Origin of the sequence: Azoarcus sp. DN11 (assembly GCF_003628555.1) — a bacterium.
GTDB lineage: Bacteria > Pseudomonadota > Gammaproteobacteria > Burkholderiales > Rhodocyclaceae > Aromatoleum.
This window is the reverse complement of record NZ_CP021731.1, coordinates 4538996-4561727: the sequence shown is the minus strand read 5'-3', so window position 1 is coordinate 4561727 and position 22732 is coordinate 4538996. Positions and strand designations below refer to the sequence as shown.

At 69.1% G+C, this 22732-nt stretch carries 17 protein-coding genes and 1 CRISPR repeat array (1 of these 18 only partly in view); of the genes, 10 read left to right on the top strand and 7 right to left on the bottom strand.

The window, feature by feature from the left end; all coding sequences use genetic code 11:
- Nucleotides 1-66 precede the first annotated feature (66 nt).
- Entirely contained in the window at nt 67-450 is a 384-nt protein-coding gene (locus CDA09_RS21180) for a hypothetical protein (RefSeq protein ID WP_286164277.1), read from the top strand.
- 94 nt (nt 451-544) lie between these two features.
- Nucleotides 545-1477, top strand: coding sequence for a VTT domain-containing protein (locus CDA09_RS21175; RefSeq protein ID WP_353616627.1), 933 nt, complete (start codon nt 545-547; stop codon nt 1475-1477).
- 22 nt (nt 1478-1499) lie between these two features.
- Here CDA09_RS21175 and CDA09_RS21170 read toward each other — a convergent pair whose 3' ends face one another.
- From CDA09_RS21170 to CDA09_RS21150, 5 genes are all read right to left on the bottom strand, one after another.
- Nucleotides 1500-2441 (bottom strand): ribose-phosphate diphosphokinase, encoded by a 942-nt coding sequence (locus CDA09_RS21170; protein WP_121430458.1) that lies wholly within the window; start codon nt 2439-2441, stop codon nt 1500-1502.
- Between the two features lie 166 nt (nt 2442-2607).
- A complete protein-coding gene (locus CDA09_RS21165) occupies nt 2608-2919 on the bottom strand; it encodes an EF-hand domain-containing protein (RefSeq protein ID WP_164844453.1) in 312 nt (103 codons plus the stop codon).
- Nucleotides 2920-3084: 165 nt separating this feature from the next.
- Nucleotides 3085-4305, bottom strand: coding sequence for an exo-beta-N-acetylmuramidase NamZ family protein (locus tag CDA09_RS21160; RefSeq protein ID WP_121430456.1), 1221 nt, complete (start codon nt 4303-4305; stop codon nt 3085-3087).
- 26 nt (nt 4306-4331) lie between these two features.
- Complete coding sequence (locus CDA09_RS21155; protein WP_121430455.1) at nt 4332-4880, bottom strand: DOMON-like domain-containing protein; 549 nt, start codon at nt 4878-4880, stop codon at nt 4332-4334.
- Nucleotides 4877-6943 (bottom strand): TonB-dependent receptor plug domain-containing protein, encoded by a 2067-nt coding sequence (locus tag CDA09_RS21150; protein ID WP_121430454.1) that lies wholly within the window; start codon nt 6941-6943, stop codon nt 4877-4879. The genes CDA09_RS21155 and CDA09_RS21150 overlap by 4 nt, the downstream gene beginning before the upstream one ends.
- 350 nt (nt 6944-7293) lie before the next feature.
- On the opposite strand from CDA09_RS21150, the gene CDA09_RS21145 reads away from it, so the two are divergent.
- Both CDA09_RS21145 and CDA09_RS21140 read left to right on the top strand, forming a co-directional pair.
- A complete protein-coding gene (locus CDA09_RS21145) occupies nt 7294-7518 on the top strand; it encodes a YMGG-like glycine zipper-containing protein (protein WP_121430453.1) in 225 nt (74 codons plus the stop codon).
- Nucleotides 7519-7645: 127 nt separating this feature from the next.
- Entirely contained in the window at nt 7646-8407 is a 762-nt protein-coding gene (locus CDA09_RS21140) for a TerC family protein (protein WP_121430452.1), read from the top strand.
- Between the two features lie 21 nt (nt 8408-8428).
- On the opposite strand, the gene CDA09_RS21135 is transcribed toward CDA09_RS21140, so the two are convergent.
- On the bottom strand, nt 8429-8695 hold the full coding sequence (locus CDA09_RS21135; RefSeq protein ID WP_121430451.1) for a hypothetical protein: 267 nt from the start codon (nt 8693-8695) through the stop codon (nt 8429-8431).
- Nucleotides 8696-8862: 167 nt separating this feature from the next.
- Between CDA09_RS21135 and CDA09_RS21130 the strand changes: the two genes are divergently transcribed.
- From CDA09_RS21130 to CDA09_RS21105, 6 genes are all read left to right on the top strand, one after another.
- On the top strand, nt 8863-10497 hold the full coding sequence (locus CDA09_RS21130; RefSeq protein WP_121430450.1) for a peptide chain release factor 3: 1635 nt from the start codon (nt 8863-8865) through the stop codon (nt 10495-10497).
- A gap of 111 nt (nt 10498-10608) precedes the next feature.
- Nucleotides 10609-13827 (top strand): transglycosylase domain-containing protein, encoded by a 3219-nt coding sequence (locus CDA09_RS21125; RefSeq protein WP_121430449.1) that lies wholly within the window; start codon nt 10609-10611, stop codon nt 13825-13827.
- Between the two features lie 132 nt (nt 13828-13959).
- Nucleotides 13960-16131: a DUF6600 domain-containing protein gene (locus CDA09_RS21120; RefSeq protein ID WP_121430448.1), complete on the top strand. Its 2172-nt coding sequence runs from the start codon at nt 13960-13962 to the stop codon at nt 16129-16131.
- Nucleotides 16132-16226: 95 nt separating this feature from the next.
- A complete protein-coding gene (locus CDA09_RS21115) occupies nt 16227-16697 on the top strand; it encodes a PACE efflux transporter (protein ID WP_121430447.1) in 471 nt (156 codons plus the stop codon).
- Entirely contained in the window at nt 16687-17727 is a 1041-nt protein-coding gene (gene murB / locus CDA09_RS21110) for a UDP-N-acetylmuramate dehydrogenase (RefSeq protein ID WP_121430446.1), read from the top strand. The genes CDA09_RS21115 and murB overlap by 11 nt, the downstream gene beginning before the upstream one ends.
- A 131-nt stretch (nt 17728-17858) precedes the next feature.
- A complete protein-coding gene (locus tag CDA09_RS21105) occupies nt 17859-18497 on the top strand; it encodes a c-type cytochrome (protein ID WP_121430445.1) in 639 nt (212 codons plus the stop codon).
- 35 nt (nt 18498-18532) lie between these two features.
- Here the strand turns inward: CDA09_RS21105 and CDA09_RS21100 are convergent, their stop codons facing one another.
- Nucleotides 18533-19222 carry an N-acetylmuramoyl-L-alanine amidase family protein gene (locus CDA09_RS21100; RefSeq protein WP_286164499.1) on the bottom strand — a complete coding sequence of 230 codons (690 nt, stop codon included), beginning with the start codon at nt 19220-19222 and terminating at the stop codon, nt 18533-18535.
- Between the two features lie 272 nt (nt 19223-19494).
- A CRISPR array of direct repeats spans nt 19495-22732; the repeat unit is 29 nt; unit sequence CGGTTCATCCCCACGCCCGTGGGGAACGC (it continues 947 nt past the right edge of the window).

The following is a 22732-nucleotide window of genomic DNA, read 5'->3' as shown; positions in this document are numbered from 1 at the left end:
GCCGGGATCGCAGGGGCGACGTAAACTGAGATGATGAATGGGCAGCATGTCGAGAGGAGAGCCCCGATGATGCCGACACGCATCCGCTCCGGCCGGCCTCGCAAGCCGGCTTCCATCCTGCGCCTCGTTGCGGCGGGCGCGATCGCGCTCATCGCGCTCGTGCCGCTGTCCGCCGCGGCGCAGCAGTCGAACCAGGGCACGACGACGGCCGAGGACGTCGGTCACGGCATCGGCTCGACGATGCACGACATCGGCACCGGCGCGCGCGACGCCGGGCGCGAGATCGGCCACGGCGCCGCGAACGCCGGCCGCGCGGTCGGGCACACGGCGCGCGACGCCGCGGTCGTGACCTGGGACGCGATGAAGCGCACCGGCACCGCGATCGGTCATTCGGTGCGCGACGGCAGCAAGGCCTTCGCACGCGGACTGAAAGGCGAACCGGAACGCTGAACCGCCTCCATCGCCGTTGCGCAGGGCCACGATTTTCGCGAGAGAATCGTGGCTCTGTTCATTTGGGGCTCCCGGCGGCGACGTGCGGGGCGGGATGATGGATCTCAGCCAGATCACCGAAGCGATCCAGCGCGATGCGGTATGGGTCGTCTTCGTCAACGTGCTGTTGCAGCAGCTGGGCCTGCCGGTGCCGGCGGTGCCGACGTTGCTCGTCGCCGGCAGCCTCGCCGCGGGTTCCGGGCCGGCGGGCGCGATGCTCGCGGCGGCGGTGGCGGCGTCGGTCGCCGCGGACTGGCTGTGGTATCTCGCCGGGCGGATCTTCGGCTACCGGGTGCTGTCCGGCCTGTGCCGGTTGTCGATCAATCCGGCGTCCTGTGTGACGCAGACCGAGGCGCGTTTCGTGCGCTGGGGCCTGTGGTCGCTGGTCGTCGCGAAGTTCGTGCCGGGCTTCTCGACCGTCGCGCCGCCGATCGCCGGCTCGCTGCGCATGCCGCTGCCCGGCTTCCTGCTGGCGGCGGGCGCCGGGGCGGGCCTGTGGGCGGGCGGGGCGATCCTCGCGGGCTGGTGGTTGCGCGACGAGCTGCAGGAGGCGCTTGCGGCGATGAACCGCCACGGCAGGACGGTGATCGTCATCGTCGCGCTGGCGCTGGCGCTCGCGGGCTGGCTGGTGTGGAAGCTGTGGCAGCGCCATCGCTTCGAGAGGCTCGCGGCGATCCCGCATGTGACGCCGCTGGAGCTGGTGGAAGCGCTGGCATCCGAGGCGCCGCCGCTGCTGCTCGACCTGCGCAGTGCGGCGATGGTCGCCGAGACGGGGCCGATTGCCGGCGCGCGCGGCGCAGACGTCGAAAAGCTGATGGACGCGGTGCGCGACTGGCCGCGCGAACAGCCCATCGTGACGATGTGCGCGTGCCCGGGCGACGCGACCGCGGTGCGTGCGGCGCATGTGCTGGGCGAACTCGGCTATGCCGCGGTGCGGCCGCTGAAGGGCGGCTACGAGGCCTGGCTCGCGGCCAATCACCCAGCCTGAGACCCGGCCTGAGCGCCAGCGCTCACGCGAACAGCGCGCCGACGCTCTCGCCGCTGTGGATGCGCTCGATCGCCGCGGCGAAGAGCGGGGCGACAGTGAGCTGCGTGATCTTGTCGAGGTGCTTGCCGGGCGGCATATGCACGGTGTTGGTGACGACGATGGATTCGATCGGCGCATCGCGCAGGCGCTCGATCGCCGGGCCGCACAGCACCGCGTGCACGGCGCCGACGTGGATCGAGCGTACGCCCGCGGCCTTCAGCGTGGCGACGGTCGACAACAGCGTGCCGCCGGTCGCGATCTCGTCCTCGAAGATCACGACGTCGCGCCCCTTCACGTCGCCGACGACCTCGCCGTGGGTGACGTTGGTGTCGCTGACGCGGCGCTTGTCGATGATCGCCATCGGGATGCCGAGGCGCTCCGAGAAACGCCCGACGCGCTTCGCGCCCCCGGCATCGGTCGCGCACGCGACCATGTGTGCGAGGTCGTAGTTGCGGCGGAAGTGATCGGCGATGGTGGGGATCGCGGTGAGATGGTCGACCGGCACCGAGAAGAAGCCGTGCACCTGGTCGGCATGCAGGTCCATCGTCAGCACGCGGTTCGCGCCCGCGGTCTGCAGCATGTCGGCGATCAGGCGCCCGGTGATCGAGATGCGCGGGGCGTCCTTCTTGTCGGAGCGCGCGTAGGAATAGTAGGGGATCACCGCGGTGACGCGCCGCGCCGACGCGCTCCGGAGCGCGTCGAGCGTGATCATCAGCTCCATGATGTGGTCGCTGACGGGCTCGGTGAAGGATTGCACGACGAAGACGTCGCGCTCGCGCACGTTCTCGCGGATCTGCACATGCAGGTTGTCGTTGGAGAAGCGCGAGATTTCGAGCGGGCTCAGCGCCAGCCCGAGCGTGTCACAGATTTCCGCAGCCAGCGCGCGGTTGGAATGGCACGCAAAGATGCGCAGGGCGTTGTTCATCGCATGGGCTCCGGTGGCAGTCGTGCCGCGCCGTGGGGCCGGCGCAACACCCTGTTGCGAATTGTAGCTGCCGCGGCGGCTGCGCGGCGCAATGCGGTGAAGCGCCAAGCGGATGCGGCGCGCGCGCCTTCGGGCGCTGCGAGCGGTGTTGCGCGGGTCGAGCGCCTCAGGCGTGCGGGGTCTGGTGCAGGAAGTAGGCTTCCCATTCGGCACGGCTGATGTTGCCGTCGCCATCGGTGTCGATGTCGCCGAAGTACTTCACCAGCGGTGCCGAGGCGCGCGCTTCGATGCCGTCGATGCGGCCGTCACCGTCGCGATCGAGCAGGCCGAAAACGTAGTTCGCGTCCGGTTCGGGTTCGGTCGAACGCTGCGGCTGCGTGTCCACGGCTGCGGGAACGAAGGCCCCGGCGGCGGCGGCGACCAGGGGAGTGAGTACGCTCAGCGTGAGCGTGGCGCAGATCAGGCGTTTCGTCAGCAAGCTACTTCTCCATCCGGGGGAAACACGGGCGCCACTTTGCAGGCGTCGGCCCGGTCATGGGGAAGTGATTTGTATCAAGGTGTTGACCGCGCGCGCCCAGGCCGTCGTCGCGCGGAGGCGTCGCGGGGGATGGCTCTGGCGCAGCGGCCCGCGGGGTCGCCCCTTTCAGCGATAGAGCAGGAAGGGTTCGCGCGCCGCGGTCCACGCGGTCTCGTCGGGGACGGTCAGCGCGTCGAGGTCGGCCGGCGTCGCGGCCGGATCGTCGACCCATTGCCGCAGCAGTTCGCTGCCGTTGATGAGGTCGATGGCGAGGCGGTGGTGCTCGTACTCGTAGGCAAAATCGCGCCACAGCGGGTAGTCGGGCTGCAGGCGGCGCAGCGCCTTGAACGCGAGCGCCTGCACGCGCCACGGGCGGAAGGCGGCGTGGTCGTAGTGCGCGGGGTCCTCGACGTGGATCTGCAGGCCGCTGCACAGCTTGCCGGCGTGCTTGTGGAAGGTGGGTTCGAACCAGCATTCGCGCAGCACGCAGCCTGCGAGCCAGTGCGGCGCGAGGCGGCGCATCTCGGCGCGGAGCGCGCGCGCGTCGATGTCGGGGGCGCCGAAGAGCTCGAGCGGACGCGTCGTGCCGCGGCCTTCGGACAGCGTCGTGCCTTCCAGCATCACGGTGCCGGCGTAGGCGCGCGCCATCGACAGGTTGGGCGCGTTGGGACTGGGATTGACCCAGCTGCGCTCGCCCAGCGGCCAGCCGTGGCCCGGTGCGGCGTCCGGCTGCCAGCCGTCCATCGCGACGACCTGGCAGTCGACGTCGAGCTGCAGCGTCGCGACGAACCAGCGCGCGAGCTCGCCCATCGTCAGGCCGTGGCGCATCGGCAGCGGGCCGGCGCCGACGAAGCTTTCCCAGCCGGGGCGCAGCATGAGGCCTTCGACCGGGCGGCCGGCGGGGTTGGGACGGTCGAGCACCCACACGGCCTTGCCGTGGTGCGCCGCGGCTTCCAGTACGTAGCGCAGCGTCGTGATGAAGGTGTAGATGCGGCAGCCGAGGTCCTGCAGGTCGACGAGCAGCACGTCGAACGTATCCATCATCGCGTCGGTGGGGCGCCGCACCTCGCCGTACAGGCTGAAGACCGGGATGCCGTGCGCCGGGTCGATGAAATCGGGCGACTCGACCATGTTGTCCTGCTTGTCGCCGCGCAGGCCGTGCTGCGGGCCGAAGGCGGCGCTGAGGCGGATGTCGGGCCGCGCCGCGAGCGCGTCGAGCGAATGGGTGAGGTCGCGCGTGACCGAGGCGGGGTGGGCGAGCAGGGCGACGCGGCGGCCGGCGAGCGGGCGGCGCAGCGCGGGGTCTGCGAGCAGGCGGTCGAGGCCGAACCGGATGGAAGCGGTCATGGGTGTTCCGGTGGTACGCGGCGCGCTCAGCGCCGAAGGAGCGTCAGCGTGAAGGCGTCGCGGTGGTGGAAGTCGGGCCGGGCACCGGGGTGGTGCAGCGCCCAATAGGATAGCGTGCCGTCGGCCGCTTCGACGACCGTCGCGAGCCCGATCTGCAACGCGGCGCCGTCGGGTAGGGCCGCCGGCGCCAGCACCGCGTCCAGCGCCAGCACGTCGCCACGCCGCTCGAGCGTGATCGCGGGGGGCGGCAGCGGCACGGCCGCGGACGCGCGCGCGCGGTAGGCGTCGAAGTCGTAGATCGCCCAGCGGCCCGACGGCGAGAAGTTGAACTCGCGGTAGGCGGCGCTGCCCGCGACGCCGATGAAGGCTTCGCAGCAGGTGTGCGCCCACAGGCCGTCGGCGGCGGCGGGCGCCCGCGGGGCGGGGACGAGCACGCGCTCGAGGGCGCCGCGCAGTTCGAAATGCAGGTGCAGCGCGCCGTCCGGCCGTTGTCGCAGCTCTGCGTTGAGTTCCGTGATCGGGCTGCCTGGCGTCTGCGGATGCGGCCGCAGCGCGAGCGTGTGGCGGGCGTTCATTCGCGCGTGGAGCGTTCGAGCGCCAGCGTCATCGACAGGTACACGCTCCGGCTCACGGGATTGACCGGGGCGTTGCTGCCGGTCGCAGCCAGCTGGGCGGCCTGCTGGCTGCGGTCGGCGATCTCCTGGTGGCGCTTGCCGAGGTTCAATGCCGTCAGCGCGAACTGCACCGAGTGACCGTCGATGTGCGTCGTGTGGCTGATGTTCGCATCGACCGTCGTGTACGGTCGCGCCACGTAGCGGAAGCTCGGCACGAAGCCGTCGCCGCCCGCGAGCGGTCCCATGCGCAGGATGCTGAGCATGCTCTTCCAGCCGCGCCCCCAGTCCTGCAGCCAGCTCAGGCTGGCCGTGTAGGGGGCGCTGCGGTCGTCGATACCGGGCTCGCGGCTGCTGCGGTCGACGATGCTGTGCGCGAGGCGCAGTTCCGTGCCGTCACGCGGACGCGTCGACAGCTCGTATTCGATGCCGTGCAGGCGTACGGTGGAATCGAGGTTCTCGTAGCGTGTCGAGCCGAGGCCGAACGGGAAGGGGCTGCGGCTCGGCGACAGGAGCGGCGCGGGCGCCGGATCGGGTTGCGGCACGCGCACGATGAAGTCGTGGATGCGCTCCTCGAACACGCGCACGTCGAGCGTCGTGTTCCACGTGTCGAAGCGCCCGAAGTAGCCGGCCTCGGTGGTATGGATGCGTGTTTGCCGGAGGTCGGGATTGGGCAGGAAGGGGCGGACCAGCACCGCGCCGCTCGCCGGGTCGATCGCGCGGATGTCGCCGAGGCGCTCGAACACGTTGTGCTGGCGGAAGGCGCGTGAATAGCCGGCACGCAGGGTGTGGCCCGGCGCCACCTGCCAGTTCGCGAACGCGCGCGGGCTGAAATGGCTCTCCGCGCCGGAGTAGCGTTCCTGCGCACCGCCGGCGTTGAGCGCCACCGTGTCGAGGACGCGCCACTCGAGGTCGCCGAACAGGCGGTACAGGTATTGCGCCGCCGGGTTGCCGCCGAAGAACAGGAAGGGCGAGTCGACCTCCTCGCGCCGCGCCTCGCCGCCCCACACGAACTGGAGGTCGCGCCGCGGGGCGCTGCGGTGCTGCACCTCGAGGCTGTCGCGTACGCTGGTACGGTCGCGGTCGAGCGGCACGGCCGGGAAGAACGGCGGCGCGCTCGCGAGCCACTCATCGCGGATGCGCTCGCGGTTGCGGTAGTAATTGACCAGCCACTCGTCGTCGGCGGTGTCGTTGTGCTGCCACTGCAGGTGCAGGGTCTCGCTGTCGTTGCGGCTGTCGCGAACGGCGTTGTTGTCGAACACCGACCCGGCGTAGCCCTCGCCGCGCAGGCCCGTGTTCGCCGCGACGCGCATCAGCACGGAATCGCGCGGCGAGAGCTGGAGGTCGCCGCGCAGCGAGAAGGTGTCGGTGTGGCGCGAGTCGTTCAGGTGCCTGAAGCCCGCATCGTGCTGCGTTGCGGCGCTTGCCCGCAGCGTCAGCGGGGCCTCGCCGCCGCTCCAGGTGAATTGTGCGTCGCGCACCTGGCCGGCGCCGGCGCGGACGCCGACGGACATCCCCCGGCCTTCCGCGCTGTGCCGGGTGATGATGTTGATGACGCCGAGGAAGGCGTTCGCGCCGAAGCTCGTCGCGTTGGTGCCGCGCACGACCTCGATGCGGTCGATCTCGTCCAGCGTCACCGCGAGTCCCGTCCAGTCCATGCCGCCGAAGGCGTTCGGAGTGATGACCGACTGGCCGTCGATCAGCACCTGCATTTCCGTCGGAAAGTCATTGGACAGGCCGTGGTAGGTCACCCACTGCCGGTGGCCCCGCTCCTGGCCGACCTGCATGCCCGCGACCAGGCGCAGCACGCGCGCGAGGTCACGGTAGCCGGTGGCGGCGATCAGCTCGCGATCGATGACCGTGACGGCACCTGGCACCTCGTGCCGGGGCTGCGGCAGGCGCGTCGCGCTCAGCACCAGTGGCAGCTCCTCGAAATACGAATCTCCGGCAAATGCCGTGGCCGAACCGATCGCGCCGCAGGCGAGGGCCATGCACAGACCGGGAAGCGGGGTCGGGAGGGCAGTCACGGGAACCGTTGTTTCCGGGTGTAACAGGTGATAAGCACAGAAGCATACCGTGTCCGCCATGCGAATGGTGAGGGTCGAACATTGCGATCGGGTCGCACCCGACCCGCGCCGGCAACCCGCGCGTAATAGTTCGTTGCTGCCCGTGAGCCGCCCGGAATGGCGCATCTTGCGCGTCCGGCGGGGCAATTGCGGTGCGACGCGGGGCCCGGACGGGCGGCACGCCGCTCAACGCTTGTAACATTGCCCCGGCTTCGCGGGGGAACGCAGCCGGCAAAATGGCGTCCCAATTTGGGTACATCTGGCGCAGGCCGGGTGCCCGTGTCATTGAAAAGCGAGGCAAGGAGTACATCATGAACATTCGAACCGGCATTTCCGCGCTCGTCATCGCGCTGGCGACGAGCGCCTGCGCGACGTGGGATGGCATGTCCGCGCGCGAGAAAAGCGCCGTGGTCGGGGCCGGGGTCGGCGGTGTCGCCGGGTCGGTGCTCAGCGACGGCGGAGTGCTCGGCACCGTTGGCGGTGCCGCGATCGGCGGCGTCATCGGCGACCAGGTCGGCAGGAACCGCCGCCGCTGACAACGCGTCCGGCCCGCGTGCCGGCCGGCGTCAATCAGGAACTGCGGAACCCGCGCTGCGGTTCCGCAGTTCGGCGTTCCCGCGGGGGGCGTGCTATACAGGCGGAATCGTCGTTTAACGAACCGCCATGATCGAATTCCTCACCGACCCGCAGCTCATCGTCGCCTTCCTGACCCTCACCGCGCTGGAACTGGTGCTGGGCATCGACAACATCATCTTCATCTCGATTCTCGTCGACAAGCTGCCGCCCGAACGGCGTGCCGTCGCGCGCCGCCTGGGGCTGTTCCTGGCGATGTTCATGCGCCTCGCGCTGCTGTCCATCCTCGCGTGGCTGGCCGGCCTCGACCGGGCGCTGTTCGAGCTGTTCGGACACGGTTTCTCGGCGCGCGACCTGATCCTGCTGGGCGGCGGCCTGTTCCTCGTGTGGAAGAGCACCGGCGAGATCCACCAGCTGCTCGAAGGCGAGGAGGGCGAGGCCTCGTCGGCCGTGAAGGCGACCTTCACCGCGGTGATCATGCAGATCATCGTCATCGACCTGGTGTTTTCGCTCGACTCGATCATCACCGCGATCGGCATGGTGAACCACCTCGCCGTGATGATGGCCGCGGTGGTCGCGTCGGTCGGCCTGATGATGGTGGCCTCGGCGCCGATCGGCAATTTCGTCTCCAGCCATCCGACCGTGAAGATGCTGGCGCTGTCCTTCCTGATGGTGGTCGGCGTCGTGCTGCTCGCCGAAGGCTTCGGCCACCACGTGCCGAAGGGCTACATCTACTCGGCGATGGCCTTCTCGGTGGCCGTCGAGATGCTCAACATCCGCATGCGCAAGCGTGCCGCGAAGCCGGTCAATCTGCGCGAACCCTACATCGCCGGGCCGCAATCGGCACGCTGACGCAGACTGCGGCGCGCAGGTTCAGCCCTGCGCGCCGCCCTTGCCGTCTACGCCTTGTTCGCGCTCTTCGCGGGCGACTCCGGACAAGTCGCGCAGGTACCAGGCCGCATAGCCGAAGCCCGCTGCCGCGACGAGCGCCGTGAACATCAGCTTGCTGTCGAAGGGTGCGCCGCCGGCGAGGTTCGCGATGACGACGTAGCCGAGGTAGCACGCGGCGACGAGGCCGCCGAGGATGCGGGTCAGGGCGAAGATCTTGCGCTGGCGCAGCGTGGGCGTGGTTTTGGGCATGGCGGGCAAAGTCCGGTGGGAAGGCGGGTGTGATCCGGCGCGCATCATCGCAGATTTCGCCGCTTTGCCGTGCATCGGCCGATGGCGCGGCCTAGTTCCTTGATAGAATTGCGTTTGTCCCGCCGCGCCGATTCCGGCCGGCGGCTTTGTTTTTTGCGAACCGATCCATGGCCGACATCCCCTCAGTGCCTCCCTATCCGCCCGAACTGATGCGCGACGTCGAGAAGCGCCGCACCTTCGGCATCATCTCCCACCCCGACGCGGGCAAGACCACGCTCACCGAAAAGCTGCTGCTGTTCGGCGGCGCGATCCAGCTCGCCGGCACCGTCAAGGCGCGGAAGAGCGCCCGCCACGCGACTTCCGACTGGATGGAAGTGGAGAAGCAGCGCGGCATCTCGGTGACCAGCTCGGTGATGCAGTTCGAGTACCAGGGGCACACCATCAATCTCCTCGACACGCCGGGCCACCAGGACTTCTCGGAAGACACCTACCGCGTGCTGACCGCGGTCGACGCCGCGGTGATGGTGATCGACGCCGCCAAGGGCGTCGAGGCGCAGACGATCAAGCTGCTGGAAGTGTGCCGCCTGCGCAACACGCCCATCATCACCTTCGTGAACAAGATGGACCGCGAGGTGCGCGAGACCTTCGACCTGCTGCAGGAGATCGAGGAGGTGCTGAAGATCGACTGCGCACCGATCACCTGGCCGATCGGCATGGGCAAGACTTTCCGCGGCGTGTACCACCTGCTCGAGGACCGCGTGCTGCGCTTCACCGCGGGCGAGGAGAAGCGCAGCGAGGGCGAGCTCATCAAGGGCATCGCCAACGCCCAGCTCGACGAACTCTTCCCGCTCGAAGTCGGCAAGCTGCGCGACGATGTCGACCTGATCCAAGGGGCTTCGACCCCGTTCTCGCTCGGCGACTTCCTCGCCGGCAAGCAGACGCCGGTGTTCTTCGGCTCCGGTATCAACAACTTCGGCGTGCAGGAGATCCTGCAGGCGCTGCTCGACTGGGCGCCGCCGCCGCAGCCGCGCGTGGCGGGCGTCAATGACGCGGACACGCGCCTCGTGCAGCCGGCCGAGGCGCCTTTCAGCGGCTTCGTGTTCAAGATCCAGGCGAACATGGACCCCAAGCACCGCGACCGCATCGCCTTCTTCCGCATCTGCTCGGGGCGCTACACCTCGGGCATGAAGGTCAGGCACGTGCGCATGGGGCGCGAGATGAAGCTCGCCAATGCGCTGACCTTCATGGCGAATGAACGGGTATTGATGGAAGACGGCGTGGCCGGCGACATCATCGGCATCCACAACCACGGCCAGCTGCACATCGGCGACACCCTGACCGAAGGCGAAGCCCTCGGCTACAAGGGCATCCCCTACTTCTCGCCGGAACTCTTCAGCGCCGCGCGCCTGCGCGACCCGCTGAAATCCAAGCAGCTGCAGAAGGGCCTGCAGGAACTCGGCGAGGAGGGCGCGATCCAGGTGTTCGAGCAGGAAGGCGGCAACATGCTGCTCGGCGCGGTCGGCCAACTGCAGTTCGAGGTCGTCGCGCAGCGCCTGAAGGACGAGTACAAGGTCGACGCGATCTTCGAATCGGCCGACATCCACACCGCGCGCTGGCTCACTTTCCCCGACGACGTGACGCGGCGCAACTTCGAGCGCGAGCAGGCGATGCGCATCGGCAGGGACGTGGACGGCAACCCCGTGTATCTCGCCTCCAGCCGTTACAACCTCGAAGTCACGATGGAAAAGTGGCCGAAAGTGGGGTTTCACGCGACGCGCGAACACGGTCAGGTGCTGGCCTGAACGGCGCGCGAATCGGGGTGTGGTTGCTGCGACGCAGCATGGCGCGGCTGTTTCCTTCATACAACATGCGTATCGGAAAGGCGTGCCGATGCTGGATAATCCCGGCATCACATGCATCCGGGCGTCGACGTGTCAGGTAACACCAGCAACGACAAACCGCAACGGCGGGGGTGGTTCAGGGCGCTGCGGCGCACACTGTTCTGGCTGTGTTTCCTGGCGATCGTCGTCGCCGGCGTGGCGGCGTACTACGAAAGCGAGACCTCGTGGCTGCAGTCGCGCGAGATCCCGCGCTACGCCGCGAAGCTCACCTGGGAAGTGCAACCCGGTCCGAGCCATGCGATCCGCTTCCCCGAGCACGGGCCCTTCGACCAGCGCCTCGGCTACACGCAGCTGAACGAATTCTCCGAGCGCCTCGCCACACGCGATTTCGCGATCGAGCGCCAGGCGCGTTTCTCCGACGCGCTGTTCGACTACGCCGGGCGCGGCTATTTCCCGCCCTACCCGGAAAAGACGCAAACCGGCCTCGCGGTGAGCGACGCGCGCGGCGACTCGCTGTACGCGACGCGCTACCCGATCCGCCACTACGACACCTTCGAGAGCGTCCCCGCGCGCGTCGTGCAGAGCCTGCTGTTCATCGAGAACCGCGACCTGCTCGACCCGAAGCGCGCGCACATGAACCCGGCCGTCGACTGGGCGCGCTTCGGCCGTGCGCTCTTCGCGCAGCTCGTCAAGGTCGTGGACGAGGACCTCAACACCCCGGGCGGCAGCACGCTGGCGACGCAGATCGAGAAGTACCGCCATTCGCCCGACGGCGTCACGCATTCCCCGCGCGAGAAGCTGCGCCAGATGGTGTCGGCGAGCGTGCGCGCGTATCGCGACGGCGCGGATACGATGCCGGTGCGGCGCTCGCTGGTGCTCGACTACCTCAACACCGTGCCGCTTTCGGCCGCCCCCGTGTATGGCGAAGTGCATGGACTGGGCGACGGCCTGTGGGTGTGGTTCGGCGCCGACTTCGCGCACGTGAACCGGGTGCTCGCGCAGGACGAGGCGGCCGGCGAGGGGCTTGCCGAACAGGGCCTCGCGCTGCGCCAGGTGCTCGCGCTGATGATTGCGCACCGCCGCCCCTCGTACTACCTCGGCCGCGGCCGCGACGACCTCGCGAAGCTCACCGACGCGCACTTGCGCATCCTTGCCGAAGGCGGGCTGATCGGCGCGGGCCTGCGCGATGCGGGACTCAAGGCGAAACTCGCGTTCCGCGATCCCGCAGTCGATCCGGCGCGCGTACCGGTCGCGGCGGACAAGGGGTCGACGCTGGTGCGCACGCGCATCGCCGGCATGCTCGACGTGTCGCTGTACGAGCTCGACCGCCTCGACCTGCGGGCGTCGACGACGCTGGACGGCAAACTTCAGGAAGTCGTCACCGAATACCTGCAACGGCTCGCCGAGCCCGATTTCGGCCGCAATGTGGGCCTCATCGGCGAGCACCTGCTCACCCCCACCCAGCTCGACAAGGTGCATTACAGCTTCACGCTGTTCGAGCGCACCGCCGGCGGCAACCGCGTGCGCGTGCAGACCGACACCACCGATCAGCCGCTCGACATCAACGAGGGCAGCAAGCTCGAGCTCGGTTCCACCGCGAAGCTGCGGGTGCTCGCGACCTACCTCGAACTCATCTCCGAACTGCACCAGCGCCATGCGTCGCAATCGGTCGCGGAGTTGCGTGCGGTCCAGGTCGACAGCCACGACCACATCAAGCGCTGGGCGATCGATTACCTGATCGGCGCGCAGGACCGCAACCTCCCCGCGATGCTCGAGGCGGCGCTCGAACGCACCTATTCGGCCAGCCCCGGCGAGGCCTTCTTCACCGGCGGCGGGCTCCACACCTTCAACAACTTCCGCAAGGAAGACAACGGCCGCGTGCCGACGATCCGCCAGGCGCTGCAGGCCTCGATCAACCTGCCGTTCGTGCGCCTGATGCGCGACATCGTGCGCCATACGATGTACGAGGTGCCCGGCAGCACCGCGAAGCTGCTGCAGGACGACGACGATCCGCGCCGCAGCGAGTATCTCGCCAAGTTCGCCGACCGCGAGGCGCAGGTCTTCATGCGGCGCTTCTGGCGCAAGTACAAGGGCCAGAGCCCGGAGAAAATCCGCGCGACCTTCATGGACGGCCTGCGCCCCACGGCCGACCGCCTCGCCGCGGCGTACCGCTATCTGAATCCCGACGCCGATCTCAAGACCTTCTCGGCCTTCGTCACGGAGCGCCTGCCGGCCGCGGAGCTGGGCGCGGACCGGCTCGCGTCCCTGTACAAGCGCTACGCCCCGGGCACCTTCGACCTGCCCGACCAGGGCTTCATCGCGCGCGTGCATCCGCTGGAACTGTGGCTCGCCGGCTACCTCGCCAACCACCCGGAGGCGAGCTTCGACGAGACGATCGCCGCGAGCAAGGCCGAGCGCCAGGCCGTGTACCGCTGGCTGTTCCGCACGCGCTACAAGGGGGCGCAGGACACACGCATCTACACGATCCTCGAAGTCGAGGCCTTCCTCGACATCCACCGCCGCTGGGCGCGGCTCGGCTACCCGTTCAACCGCCTCGTGCCCTCGCTCGCGACGGCGCTGGGCAGCTCCGGCGACCGCCCCGCGGCGCTTGCCGAGCTGATGGGCATCATCGTCAACGGGGGCGTGCGGCTGCCGACCGAGCGTATCGACCGCCTGCATTTCGCTGCCGGCACGCCCTACGACACCATGTTCGCGCGTCGGCCGAGCGAGGGCGAGCGCGTGATGTCCGCCGAAGTCGCAACGGCGCTGCGCAGCGCCTTGTCCGAGGTCGTCGAGGGCGGCACCGCACGGCGCCTCGCCGGCGCCTTCACCGCGCCCGACGGCACCCCGCTCGCGGTCGGCGGCAAGACCGGCACCGGCGACAACCGCATCGTGATCTCGGGCGGGCGTGGCCAGGTCAAGGGCGGCATCGCGATGAACCGCACCGCGACCTTCGTCTTCTACCTCGGCCCGCGTCACTTCGGCACCCTGACTGCGTACGTGATCGGGCCCGACGCCGCGTCGTTCAAGTTCACCTCCGGCCTGCCGGTGCAGATCCTGCGGTCGATGGCACCGACCCTGACGCCCTACCTGAGCCATCCCGTCGTCGATCCGGAACCGGCGCGCGTGCCCGCGACCAAGACCGTGCCCGAAGGCGAGGGCGGCGCGGACGAGCCGCCGGTCCGAGGCAACACGGATGCAGGCATGGCGACGGGCGAAGTGCGCCCGCTGGTCCCGGCGCCGGATGCCCAGGGCGGGGCCACGGCGGATCGCCAGCGCCCGCAGAATTGAAAGGATTTGTGTGGGGTGTCGGCAACGGCGCGGCATGGCCGTTGAATACTCAGGAACCCCTGCGCCGGTTATGGGTATGAAGCGCGCAGGGTCCGTCCTCCCCGGGAGGGGGTAGTCCGGAGTAACACCGAGATGGTCAGCGACCTGATGAAAATCCTGCGCCTGGCGCTTTTCGTGCCGCTGATGCTGGCCCTGACGGGCGCGAGCGGCACGGCGCTCGCCGACCCGCCCGCACGGGTGGGGCGTCTGTCCGTCGTCGAGGGCGAAGTCGCCCTGCGGCGCGACGGCGCCCGCGACTGGGTGCGTGCGGGCGTGAACCTGCCGATCACGACGGGGGACGAACTCGCCACGCAGCCCGACGCACGCGCCGAAGTGCGTATCGGATCGAGCGTGCTGCGCCTCGATCAGGCAACCTCGGTCGAGGTGCGTCGCCTCGACGAGGATCGCATCCGCGTGAAGCTCAAGGAAGGCAGCGTCGCGATGCGTATCCGCAGCGCCGACCGCGAGGATGCGATCGAAGTCGAGACGCGCGACGGCATCGCCCTGCCGGCCGAGCCGGGACAGTACCGCGTCGACTTCCTCGGCTCCGCGACCCTGGTGAGCAACCACCGCGGCCACATCGACTTCCGCACCGCCGACCGCCAGATCGCCGTGACCGAGGGGCGCCGTGCCCAGTTGTGGAGCGACGGCCCGGGCGATGTGCAGTGGGACGACCCGGACGAGGACGCTTTCATGGCGTGGTCCTTCGCACGCGACGAACGCGATGACCGCGTCGCGCGCAATCGATATGTCTCGCCGGAGATGACGGGCGCCGAGGACCTGTACGACTACGGCGACTGGCGCGAATACGACGACTACGGTCCGGTGTGGTTCCCGCGCAGCGTGCCTTACGGCTGGGCGCCGTACCGCTACGGCCACTGGGTCTCGGTCGCCCCCTGGGGCTGGACCTGGGTCGATGATGCGCCGTGGGGCTTCGCGCCCTTCCATTATGGCCGCTGGGTGCGCATCCGCGGCTCCTGGGCCTGGGTGCCCGGCAGCTACATCGCCCGCCCCGTCTATGCGCCGGCGCTGGTCGCGTGGATCGGCACGCCGGGCGTGAGCATCACCTATTCTTCCGGCCTGCCCAACGTCGGCTGGTTCCCGCTCGCCCCGCGCGAGGTGTTCGTCCCGCCTTACCGCTACAGCCCGACCTACGTGCGCCAGGTGAATATCACGCAGGTCACCAACATCGTCGAGATCGACCGCGTGGTGAAGACCCCCCGGCAGGTGCGCTATGCCTTCCGCGATCGCAGCGACGCGGTGACGCGGGTGTCGGAACGCATCCTGCGCCCGCCCACGCCGGTCACGCTCGACGCCGATAACCGCCGCGAACACCGTCTCATGGAATGGGAACGGCGCGGTTTCCCGGTGCGCGAAGTGGTGCGCCAGGACGGCACGCGCGTGCGCGCGGTGCAGCCGGCCGAGGTTCGGCAGCAGGAGGGCCAGCAACGGCCCGATCCTCGCCAGGGGCGATTCGCCGAGGGCCTGCGGCAGCTGCGCGAGCAGCAACAGCAACAACAACAGGACCCGCAACGTCAGCGTCCGCTCCTGGGCGACTCGCAGGATGGGCGGCGCGACCAGATTCGCCAGGAGCGTCTGGAAGCGTTGCGTCAACAACAGAACGCTCGCGACCGTGACGAGCAGGCGCGCCGCGAAGCCGCCGCGCAGCAGGAAGGGCAGCAGCGCCAGCGCTCGTCGCTGCGCGATCGGCTGGAGCAGCAACGTGACGAGGCGAGCCGCGCCCAGCGCGAGGAAGTCGCCCCGCGCCGGGACGAACGCCTGCAGCGGTTGGAGGTGCAGCGTCAGCAGATCGAGCAGCAACGCGCCGAACGCGAGCGTCAGCAGGTTCAGGCACAGGAGCAGGAGCGCCGGCGCGATTCGCTGCGTCAGCAGCTGGAGCAGCAGCGCCAGCAGGAGGCGGGCGAGCGTGAGGCGCGTCGCCAGCAGCAGTTCGAGCAGTTGCGCGAAGAACGCAGCCGTCAGCAGGCCGCGCAGGCGCAGGAGCAGGAACGCCGACGTGACGCGCTGCGCCAGCAGATGGAGCAGCGGGAACGCGAGGCGCAGGTTCAGCAGCAGCGTCAGATGCAGATCCAGCAGCAGCAACAACAGCAGGCCGAGCAGCAGCGCAACCAGATCGGGAGGTTTCGCGAGCGCCTCGAGCAGCGGGAGGCGCAGCAGCAAGACAATCGCCGCGGGGGCGACGAAGAGCAGCAGCAACAACAGCGACGTCGCAGGCCCTTCGGCCAGGACGGCGAGAGGCAATGAGTCGCGATTGACGCGGCGAAATTTGTTGCGGTGCAGCGGTTGATTTTGGCGGGGCGAGGTTCTATCTTCTCGGGTCGTCCCGCCGAGTAGCCGTCTTGACCGCACCCCCCCCCAAACTCCGCTCCTTTTGGGACCGCGCCCGCCAGGTGATCCTGTTCGAGGCCGGTGGCCTGGTGCTCATCACGCCGCCGTTCGCGTGGCTGAGCGGCGTGCCGATGGGCGATTCGCTGGGCCTCCTCGCGATCGCCGCGCTGATCGCCGCGCTCTGGAACGCGCTCTACAACACCGTCTTCGACGTCATCGAAGGGCGCATCACCGGGCGCACCGCCGACCGCCGGCCGTTCGGCGTGCGCGCGCTGCACGCGCTCGGTTTCGAGGGCGGGCTGCTGCTGATGACCCTGCCGGTCATCATGGCGTGGACCGGCATGGCCTGGCTGGAGGCGCTGGTGGCCGACCTCGGACTGGCGACGGCGTACGTGATCTACGCCTTCGTCTTCAATCTCGCCTACGATCGCATCTTTCCCATCGAACCGACTGCAACCGAGGCGCTCGCCCGTGCGAAATGACGCGCTCCCGCCCGCGCCGGCGCTCGTGTCCGATGCCGACCTGCGCCCCTTCAACACCTTCGGCCTGCCGGCGCGTGCCGCCCGGCTCGCGACGATCGAGGATGCCGCCCAGCTGGCCGCGCTGATTGCGGGCCCCGAATGGACGCTGCCGCGCCTGATCCTCGGTGGCGGCAGCAATCTCGTGCTGACGCGCGATTTCCCCGGACTCGTGCTGAAGGTCGGGATCGCCGGACGCCGCCTCGTCGGCGAGGACGTCAACGCGTGGTACGTCGAGGCCGGCGCGGGCGAGAACTGGCACGATTTCGTGCGCTGGACGCTCGCGCAGGGCTGGCCCGGCCTGGAGAACCTGTCCCTCATTCCCGGCACGGTCGGTGCCGCCCCGGTGCAGAACATCGGCGCCTACGGGCTCGAGGTGGCGGAGCGCTTCCACGGTCTGCAGGCGGTTTCGCTGGAAACGGGCGCGACGCTGCGGCTCGCTGGAGCCGAGTGTCGCTTCGCCTACCGCGACAGCGTGTTCAAGCGGGAACTGGCGGGCCGCGCGCTGATCACCTCCGTCACTTTCCGCCTGCCCAAGTGCTGGCAGCCGGTCACCGGCTACGCCGACGTGGCGCGCGAACTCGCCGTGCGGGGCATCGCCGCGCCGTCCGCGCTGGACGTGTCGGACGCCGTCATCGCGATCCGCCGGCGCAAGCTGCCCGATCCCGCGCGCATCGGCAACGCCGGCAGCTTCTTCAAGAACCCCGTCGTCGACGCCGACGCGCTGGCGCGCCTCGACGCCGCCCATCCCGACCTGCCGCGCTACACGCAGCCCGACGGGCGCTTCAAGCTCGCGGCCGGCTGGCTGATCGACCGCTGCGGCTGGAAGGGACGCGACCTCGGCCCCGTCGGCGCCTACGAGCAGCAGGCGCTGGTGCTCGTCAATCGCGGGGGCGCGACGGGGGCCGACGTGGAGCGCATTGCACGGGCGATACAGGCCGACGTCTTCGCCCGCTTCGGCGTGCACCTGGAGCCCGAGCCGGTCTTCGTCTGAGCGCGCGCCGGCATCCCCGTGGACCGGGGACCTGAAACCATGCTCAAATGCCGGTCTTTGACGACGGCCCTCTTGCCGCCGGCATGACCGCGAGCCGTCCCGGCCCGCCATTTTTCGCGGGGGAAACGAACATGATCCGGAGCCGTCTGGCTCTCGTCGCGGCGCTACTGATCGGCGCCGCCACCGGTACGGCATTCGCCGGCAACGACGCGGTGATGCAACTGATCGGCAAGGCCGCGACCGATTCCGCAACCCGTGCAACGCTCGTTCGCGAAGGCGACACGGCCGCCTTCTTCTGCAAGAACTGCCACGGCGACAAGGGCATCGCCCGCAACCCCGAGGTTCCCAACCTCGCCGGTCAGAGCCCCGTCTACGTCGTCAGCCAGATCGACGCCTTCCTTTCGGGCAAGCGCCGCAACGAGTTCATGCAGGGTCTGATGAAGGTCCTGGGCGACCGCGAGAAGGCCGCCATCGCGCTGTTCTACGCGAACCAGCCGGCGGCCCCAGCCGTCACCCCGCCGCCGCCCGCCGCTGCCGCCGGGGCCGATCATTACAAGCGCCTGTGCGTGGCGTGTCACCAGGCGACCGGCTACGGCACCGAGACCTTCGCGCGCATCGCGGGCCAGCAGCCGACATACCTGCGCTTGAGCCTCAAGCGCTACCTCGCGCGCAGCGGCGAGCGCACCAACGCGGAGATGAGCGCCGCTGTCGGCCAGCTCGGCGAACAGAACATCGAGTCCGTCGTCCAGTATCTCGCCAGCCTGAAGTAGTTCACCCCGCGGCACCGGGCGATTCGCTGTCCGCCTCAGCCCGCCCGATGCGCGGTCGCGATGCCGCCGGCCGTGACGCAGGCGGCGATGCCGGTGGCGATCTCCCCAGCCATGCGCTGCTGGCGGTCCGGATCGCGCAGCAGCAGTTCCTCGTCGCGGTGCTTGATCACGCCGGCCTCGAACAACACCGCAGGCTGGCGGGCGCGGTACAGCACGACGAGATTGTCGTAATAGTGGATCGCAAGCTGCGCGTCGGCCGTGTCGCGGCGGATGCGGTTCTTGTCCGTGGGGACGAAGCCGGCGCGCTGCAGCCGCAGACCGATCGCCGACGCGCACGTCAGGCTCGCACCGGGGTCCGGATTGTCGCGTGACACGAAGAGCGAGTGGCCCGCCCACAGGTCGCTGAAATCCAGCGGCATTCCCTGCCAGTCCCACGGCGTGAGGTAGCGCCCGCTGACCGAGTCGTGGTGGATCGAAATCAGGAAATCCGCGTCGGCGGCGCGGGCCGGCCGGGCCTGCAACGATTCGATGCGCCCGTCGGCGTTGATCAGTTCGGCGCGCAGACCGAGGCGTTCGAGCGCCTCAACGACGCGCCCGGCCAGCTCACGGTTGAACGCGAATTCGGTGCGGCCGCGCGCGCTGATGGCGCCGGGGGCGGCGAGGGTGTGGCCAACGTCGACGGCGATGACTGGCATCTGCTGCGCCTGTGCGGGGCCGGGCGACATAAGCGTCAGAGCCACCGCACCGACTGCGCCCCACCGAGGCTGACATTCACGAAGTCGGTGGCGTCGTGACGCAGTTACCAAGGTATTCATGGGCGTAACACTCGCGCGAGCATTCTTCGAGAAGGCATCATCGCACGTGGTTGACCATGATCGTACTCTGATGGGAGTTCGCCCCAGTGTACGGGGAACCTTCGTCACATTCGTTCCGTTTACCCCGACACCGCGCCCGTGGGGAACGAGCGCGAGCAGCGCGCCGGCCATGACGATCAAGGCGGTTCATCCCCACGCCCGTGGGGAACGCAGCGCCATCATGGGACGTTTCCCAAAAGTACCCGGTTCATCCCCACGCCCGTGGGGAACGCGGCGAGGCTCGGCTGGCCGGGAAAGTAGAACTGCGGTTCATCCCCACGCCCGTGGGGAACGCGCTTCGCGATCCAGCGGCCTACCTCGCGGGCTCGGTTCATCCCCACGCCCGTGGGGAACGCTTCTCCGGTCGCTCCGATCAACCCCACGGCGCCGGTTCATCCCCACGCCCGTGGGGAACGCGACCCGACCGCCGGCAAGCCGTGGCCGATTGGCGGTTCATCCCCACGCCCGTGGGGAACGCCGCGCTGCACTAGAGGGAACACCAAGATTTGGCGGTTCATCCCCACGCCCGTGGGGAACGCTAGTTACGCACCACACCAGATGATCAGCCCGCCGGTTCATCCCCACGCCCGTGGGGAACGCTGACCGGCTCGTCCCGCCAGTAACTGTTGAATCCGGTTCATCCCCACGCCCGTGGGGAACGCGACGCGGGCAGCAAAACCCAAATTGCGGATGAGCGGTTCATCCCCACGCCCGTGGGGAACGCTTCGATCCTATGCCGGCCTGATTGAAAATAGTCGGTTCATCCCCACGCCCGTGGGGAACGCTTGCGCATCCTCGATCAGCTCGGGCCGGATCTCGGTTCATCCCCACGCCCGTGGGGAACGCGACATGGGCAATTGCGCGAGCGACGACGAGTTCGGTTCATCCCCACGCCCGTGGGGAACACGGAAGAGAACTATCGGGTAAAACCGCAGTCGGCGGTTCATCCCCACGCCCGTGGGGAACGCGGCGGCGATTGTGGCTCAGTCGCGCATTGATACGGTTCATCCCCACGCCCGTGGGGAACGCGAGCCCACGGCAAAGCAGCGTTGTGCAGGAGTCGGTTCATCCCCACGCCCGTGGGGAACGCGATGACCGCCCATGTCGCCAGCCACTCGAAGAACGGTTCATCCCCACGCCCGTGGGGAACGCCCGGCATGCGTCTTTCATGCTCACCCCCTCTTCGGTTCATCCCCACGCCCGTGGGGAACGCAGGCGAGATCGAGATCCCGTACATCTCGGGCAAGGTTCATCCCCACGCCCGTGGGGAACGCCTGAGCGGGCTTTTTTTCGCTCGGAAATTTAGCGGTTCATCCCCACGCCCGTGGGGAACGCGACATCTTCGCCGCCGGCTGCCACGCCTGCCACGGTTCATCCCCACGCCCGTGGGGAACGCGGCAACAACGTGGGTGTGAGGTTGCTCCGCATCGGTTCATCCCCACGCCCGTGGGGAACGCGCATCCGCTCAGTGTCGCGACAGGTCCTATTCCGGTTCATCCCCACGCCCGTGGGGAACGCCGTCGAGGTCTATCAGATCGGTGGAACGACGACGGTTCATCCCCACGCCCGTGGGGAACGCGAGAAGGGCATCGATACCAGCCTCGTCCTCGGCCGGTTCATCCCCACGCCCGTGGGGAACGCCTCGACCTGCAGCAGGAACTCATCGTCGACAACGGTTCATCCCCACGCCCGTGGGGAACGCACGCGCTGCAACAGTTGGGGGGCTGGAAGAAACGGTTCATCCCCACGCCCGTGGGGAACGCCTCGTTACCGGGCGCAAGGGCAACGGCAAAAGCGGTTCATCCCCACGCCCGTGGGGAACGCCGAAGTTGCTGCGCGCACCAGCATCCTCGATGCGGTTCATCCCCACGCCCGTGGGGAACGCGTGCACGTCGCACCAGTGCATTCCGTGGAGGTCGGTTCATCCCCACGCCCGTGGGGAACGCTCGAGGCGGGCGAAATCGTGACGGGCAAACCGCGGTTCATCCCCACGCCCGTGGGGAACGCAATGCACCGCCACGCGATATCTTCGTCGCAGCCGGTTCATCCCCACGCCCGTGGGGAACGCCCATCCGGGAGGGTGTTCATGACGAACAAGACCGGTTCATCCCCACGCCCGTGGGGAACGCGATTGACTGGGCGCGGGGGCTCATTCCGAGGGTCGGTTCATCCCCACGCCCGTGGGGAACGCTATGCGCGCCTTCGTGCAGCGGGTGCGAGAGGCGGTTCATCCCCACGCCCGTGGGGAACGCGTGCCCGAGACCTCAACCCCGGACTCGACCAGCGGTTCATCCCCACGCCCGTGGGGAACGCGTCACGCTCAACGGCGGCAGCATCACCGATGCCGGTTCATCCCCACGCCCGTGGGGAACGCCGCAGCCATCTGGCTGTTGATGTTGTTGAGCCCGGTTCATCCCCACGCCCGTGGGGAACGCAAGAGATCGGCGCGGCGAGTCTTGGATGTGGTCGGTTCATCCCCACGCCCGTGGGGAACGCAGGACGGGACAGGGGCCGCACGCCCCGGTCTAACGGTTCATCCCCACGCCCGTGGGGAACGCCGCATCCAGGCCATCACCTCGTCGTGGTAGCGCGGTTCATCCCCACGCCCGTGGGGAACGCTGACGCGCATCGCGCACCGCCGCCCAGGCCGCCGGTTCATCCCCACGCCCGTGGGGAACGCTTGAGAGTGGAGCCCGGCAATGAGCAATCAGCCGGTTCATCCCCACGCCCGTGGGGAACGCGGCGGCGCGGGAGCGGGTGGCCGCCCGTCGCGCGGTTCATCCCCACGCCCGTGGGGAACGCGCTTCATGCTGCTTTCTCCATCTGTCGGATTTCGGTTCATCCCCACGCCCGTGGGGAACGCCGTCTCACGCCCGCTGAGGCGGAACGCCTCGCCGGTTCATCCCCACGTCCGTGGGGAACGCGGGGCGCGCGGTCTTCGAGGCTGTAGCCGGGGCCGGTTCATCCCCACGCCCGTGGGGAACGCGGGTGACTTGGAGCGGATCCACGTCCCACACGCGGTTCATCCCCACGCCCGTGGGGAACGCGGGCTCAGGCGCGGGGCCTGGGTGAGGTAGTGCGGTTCATCCCCACGCCCGTGGGGAACGCTCCTTGCTGGCCGACGCGAGGGCGCCGCCGGACGGTTCATCCCCACGCCCGTGGGGAACGCAAGGTCGCGCGGCGCGGCCCGAAGAACGCCGCCGGTTCATCCCCACGCCCGTGGGGAACGCCCCTTGAAGGTCTGGCCGAGCGCGGAACCGATCGGTTCATCCCCACGCCCGTGGGGAACGCTTCACATGCCGGCATAGCTCCTCCGGGGCCATCGGTTCATCCCCACGCCCGTGGGGAACGCAAAACCGACACCGCCGCCGCGCCGAACGC

What these genes read in the sequence shown, in the direction of transcription:
- CDA09_RS21145 (WP_121430453.1), top strand. Translation starts at nt 7,294, where the DNA reads ATGAACATTCGAACCGGCATTTCCGCGCTCGTCATCGCGCTGGCGACG.
- CDA09_RS21105 (WP_121430445.1), top strand. Translation starts at nt 17,859, where the DNA reads ATGATCCGGAGCCGTCTGGCTCTCGTCGCGGCGCTACTGATCGGCGCC.
- CDA09_RS21125 (WP_121430449.1), top strand. Translation starts at nt 10,609, where the DNA reads ATGCATCCGGGCGTCGACGTGTCAGGTAACACCAGCAACGACAAACCG.
- CDA09_RS21160 (WP_121430456.1), bottom strand. Translation starts at nt 4,305, where the DNA reads ATGACCGCTTCCATCCGGTTCGGCCTCGACCGCCTGCTCGCAGACCCC.
- CDA09_RS21100 (WP_286164499.1), bottom strand. Translation starts at nt 19,222, where the DNA reads ATGTCGCCCGGCCCCGCACAGGCGCAGCAGATGCCAGTCATCGCCGTC.
- CDA09_RS21135 (WP_121430451.1), bottom strand. Translation starts at nt 8,695, where the DNA reads ATGCCCAAAACCACGCCCACGCTGCGCCAGCGCAAGATCTTCGCCCTG.
- CDA09_RS21140 (WP_121430452.1), top strand. Translation starts at nt 7,646, where the DNA reads ATGATCGAATTCCTCACCGACCCGCAGCTCATCGTCGCCTTCCTGACC.
- CDA09_RS21130 (WP_121430450.1), top strand. Translation starts at nt 8,863, where the DNA reads ATGGCCGACATCCCCTCAGTGCCTCCCTATCCGCCCGAACTGATGCGC.
- CDA09_RS21180 (WP_286164277.1), top strand. Translation starts at nt 67, where the DNA reads ATGATGCCGACACGCATCCGCTCCGGCCGGCCTCGCAAGCCGGCTTCC.
- CDA09_RS21120 (WP_121430448.1), top strand. Translation starts at nt 13,960, where the DNA reads ATGGTCAGCGACCTGATGAAAATCCTGCGCCTGGCGCTTTTCGTGCCG.
- CDA09_RS21170 (WP_121430458.1), bottom strand. Translation starts at nt 2,441, where the DNA reads ATGAACAACGCCCTGCGCATCTTTGCGTGCCATTCCAACCGCGCGCTG.
- CDA09_RS21175 (WP_353616627.1), top strand. Translation starts at nt 545, where the DNA reads ATGATGGATCTCAGCCAGATCACCGAAGCGATCCAGCGCGATGCGGTA.
- CDA09_RS21155 (WP_121430455.1), bottom strand. Translation starts at nt 4,880, where the DNA reads ATGAACGCCCGCCACACGCTCGCGCTGCGGCCGCATCCGCAGACGCCA.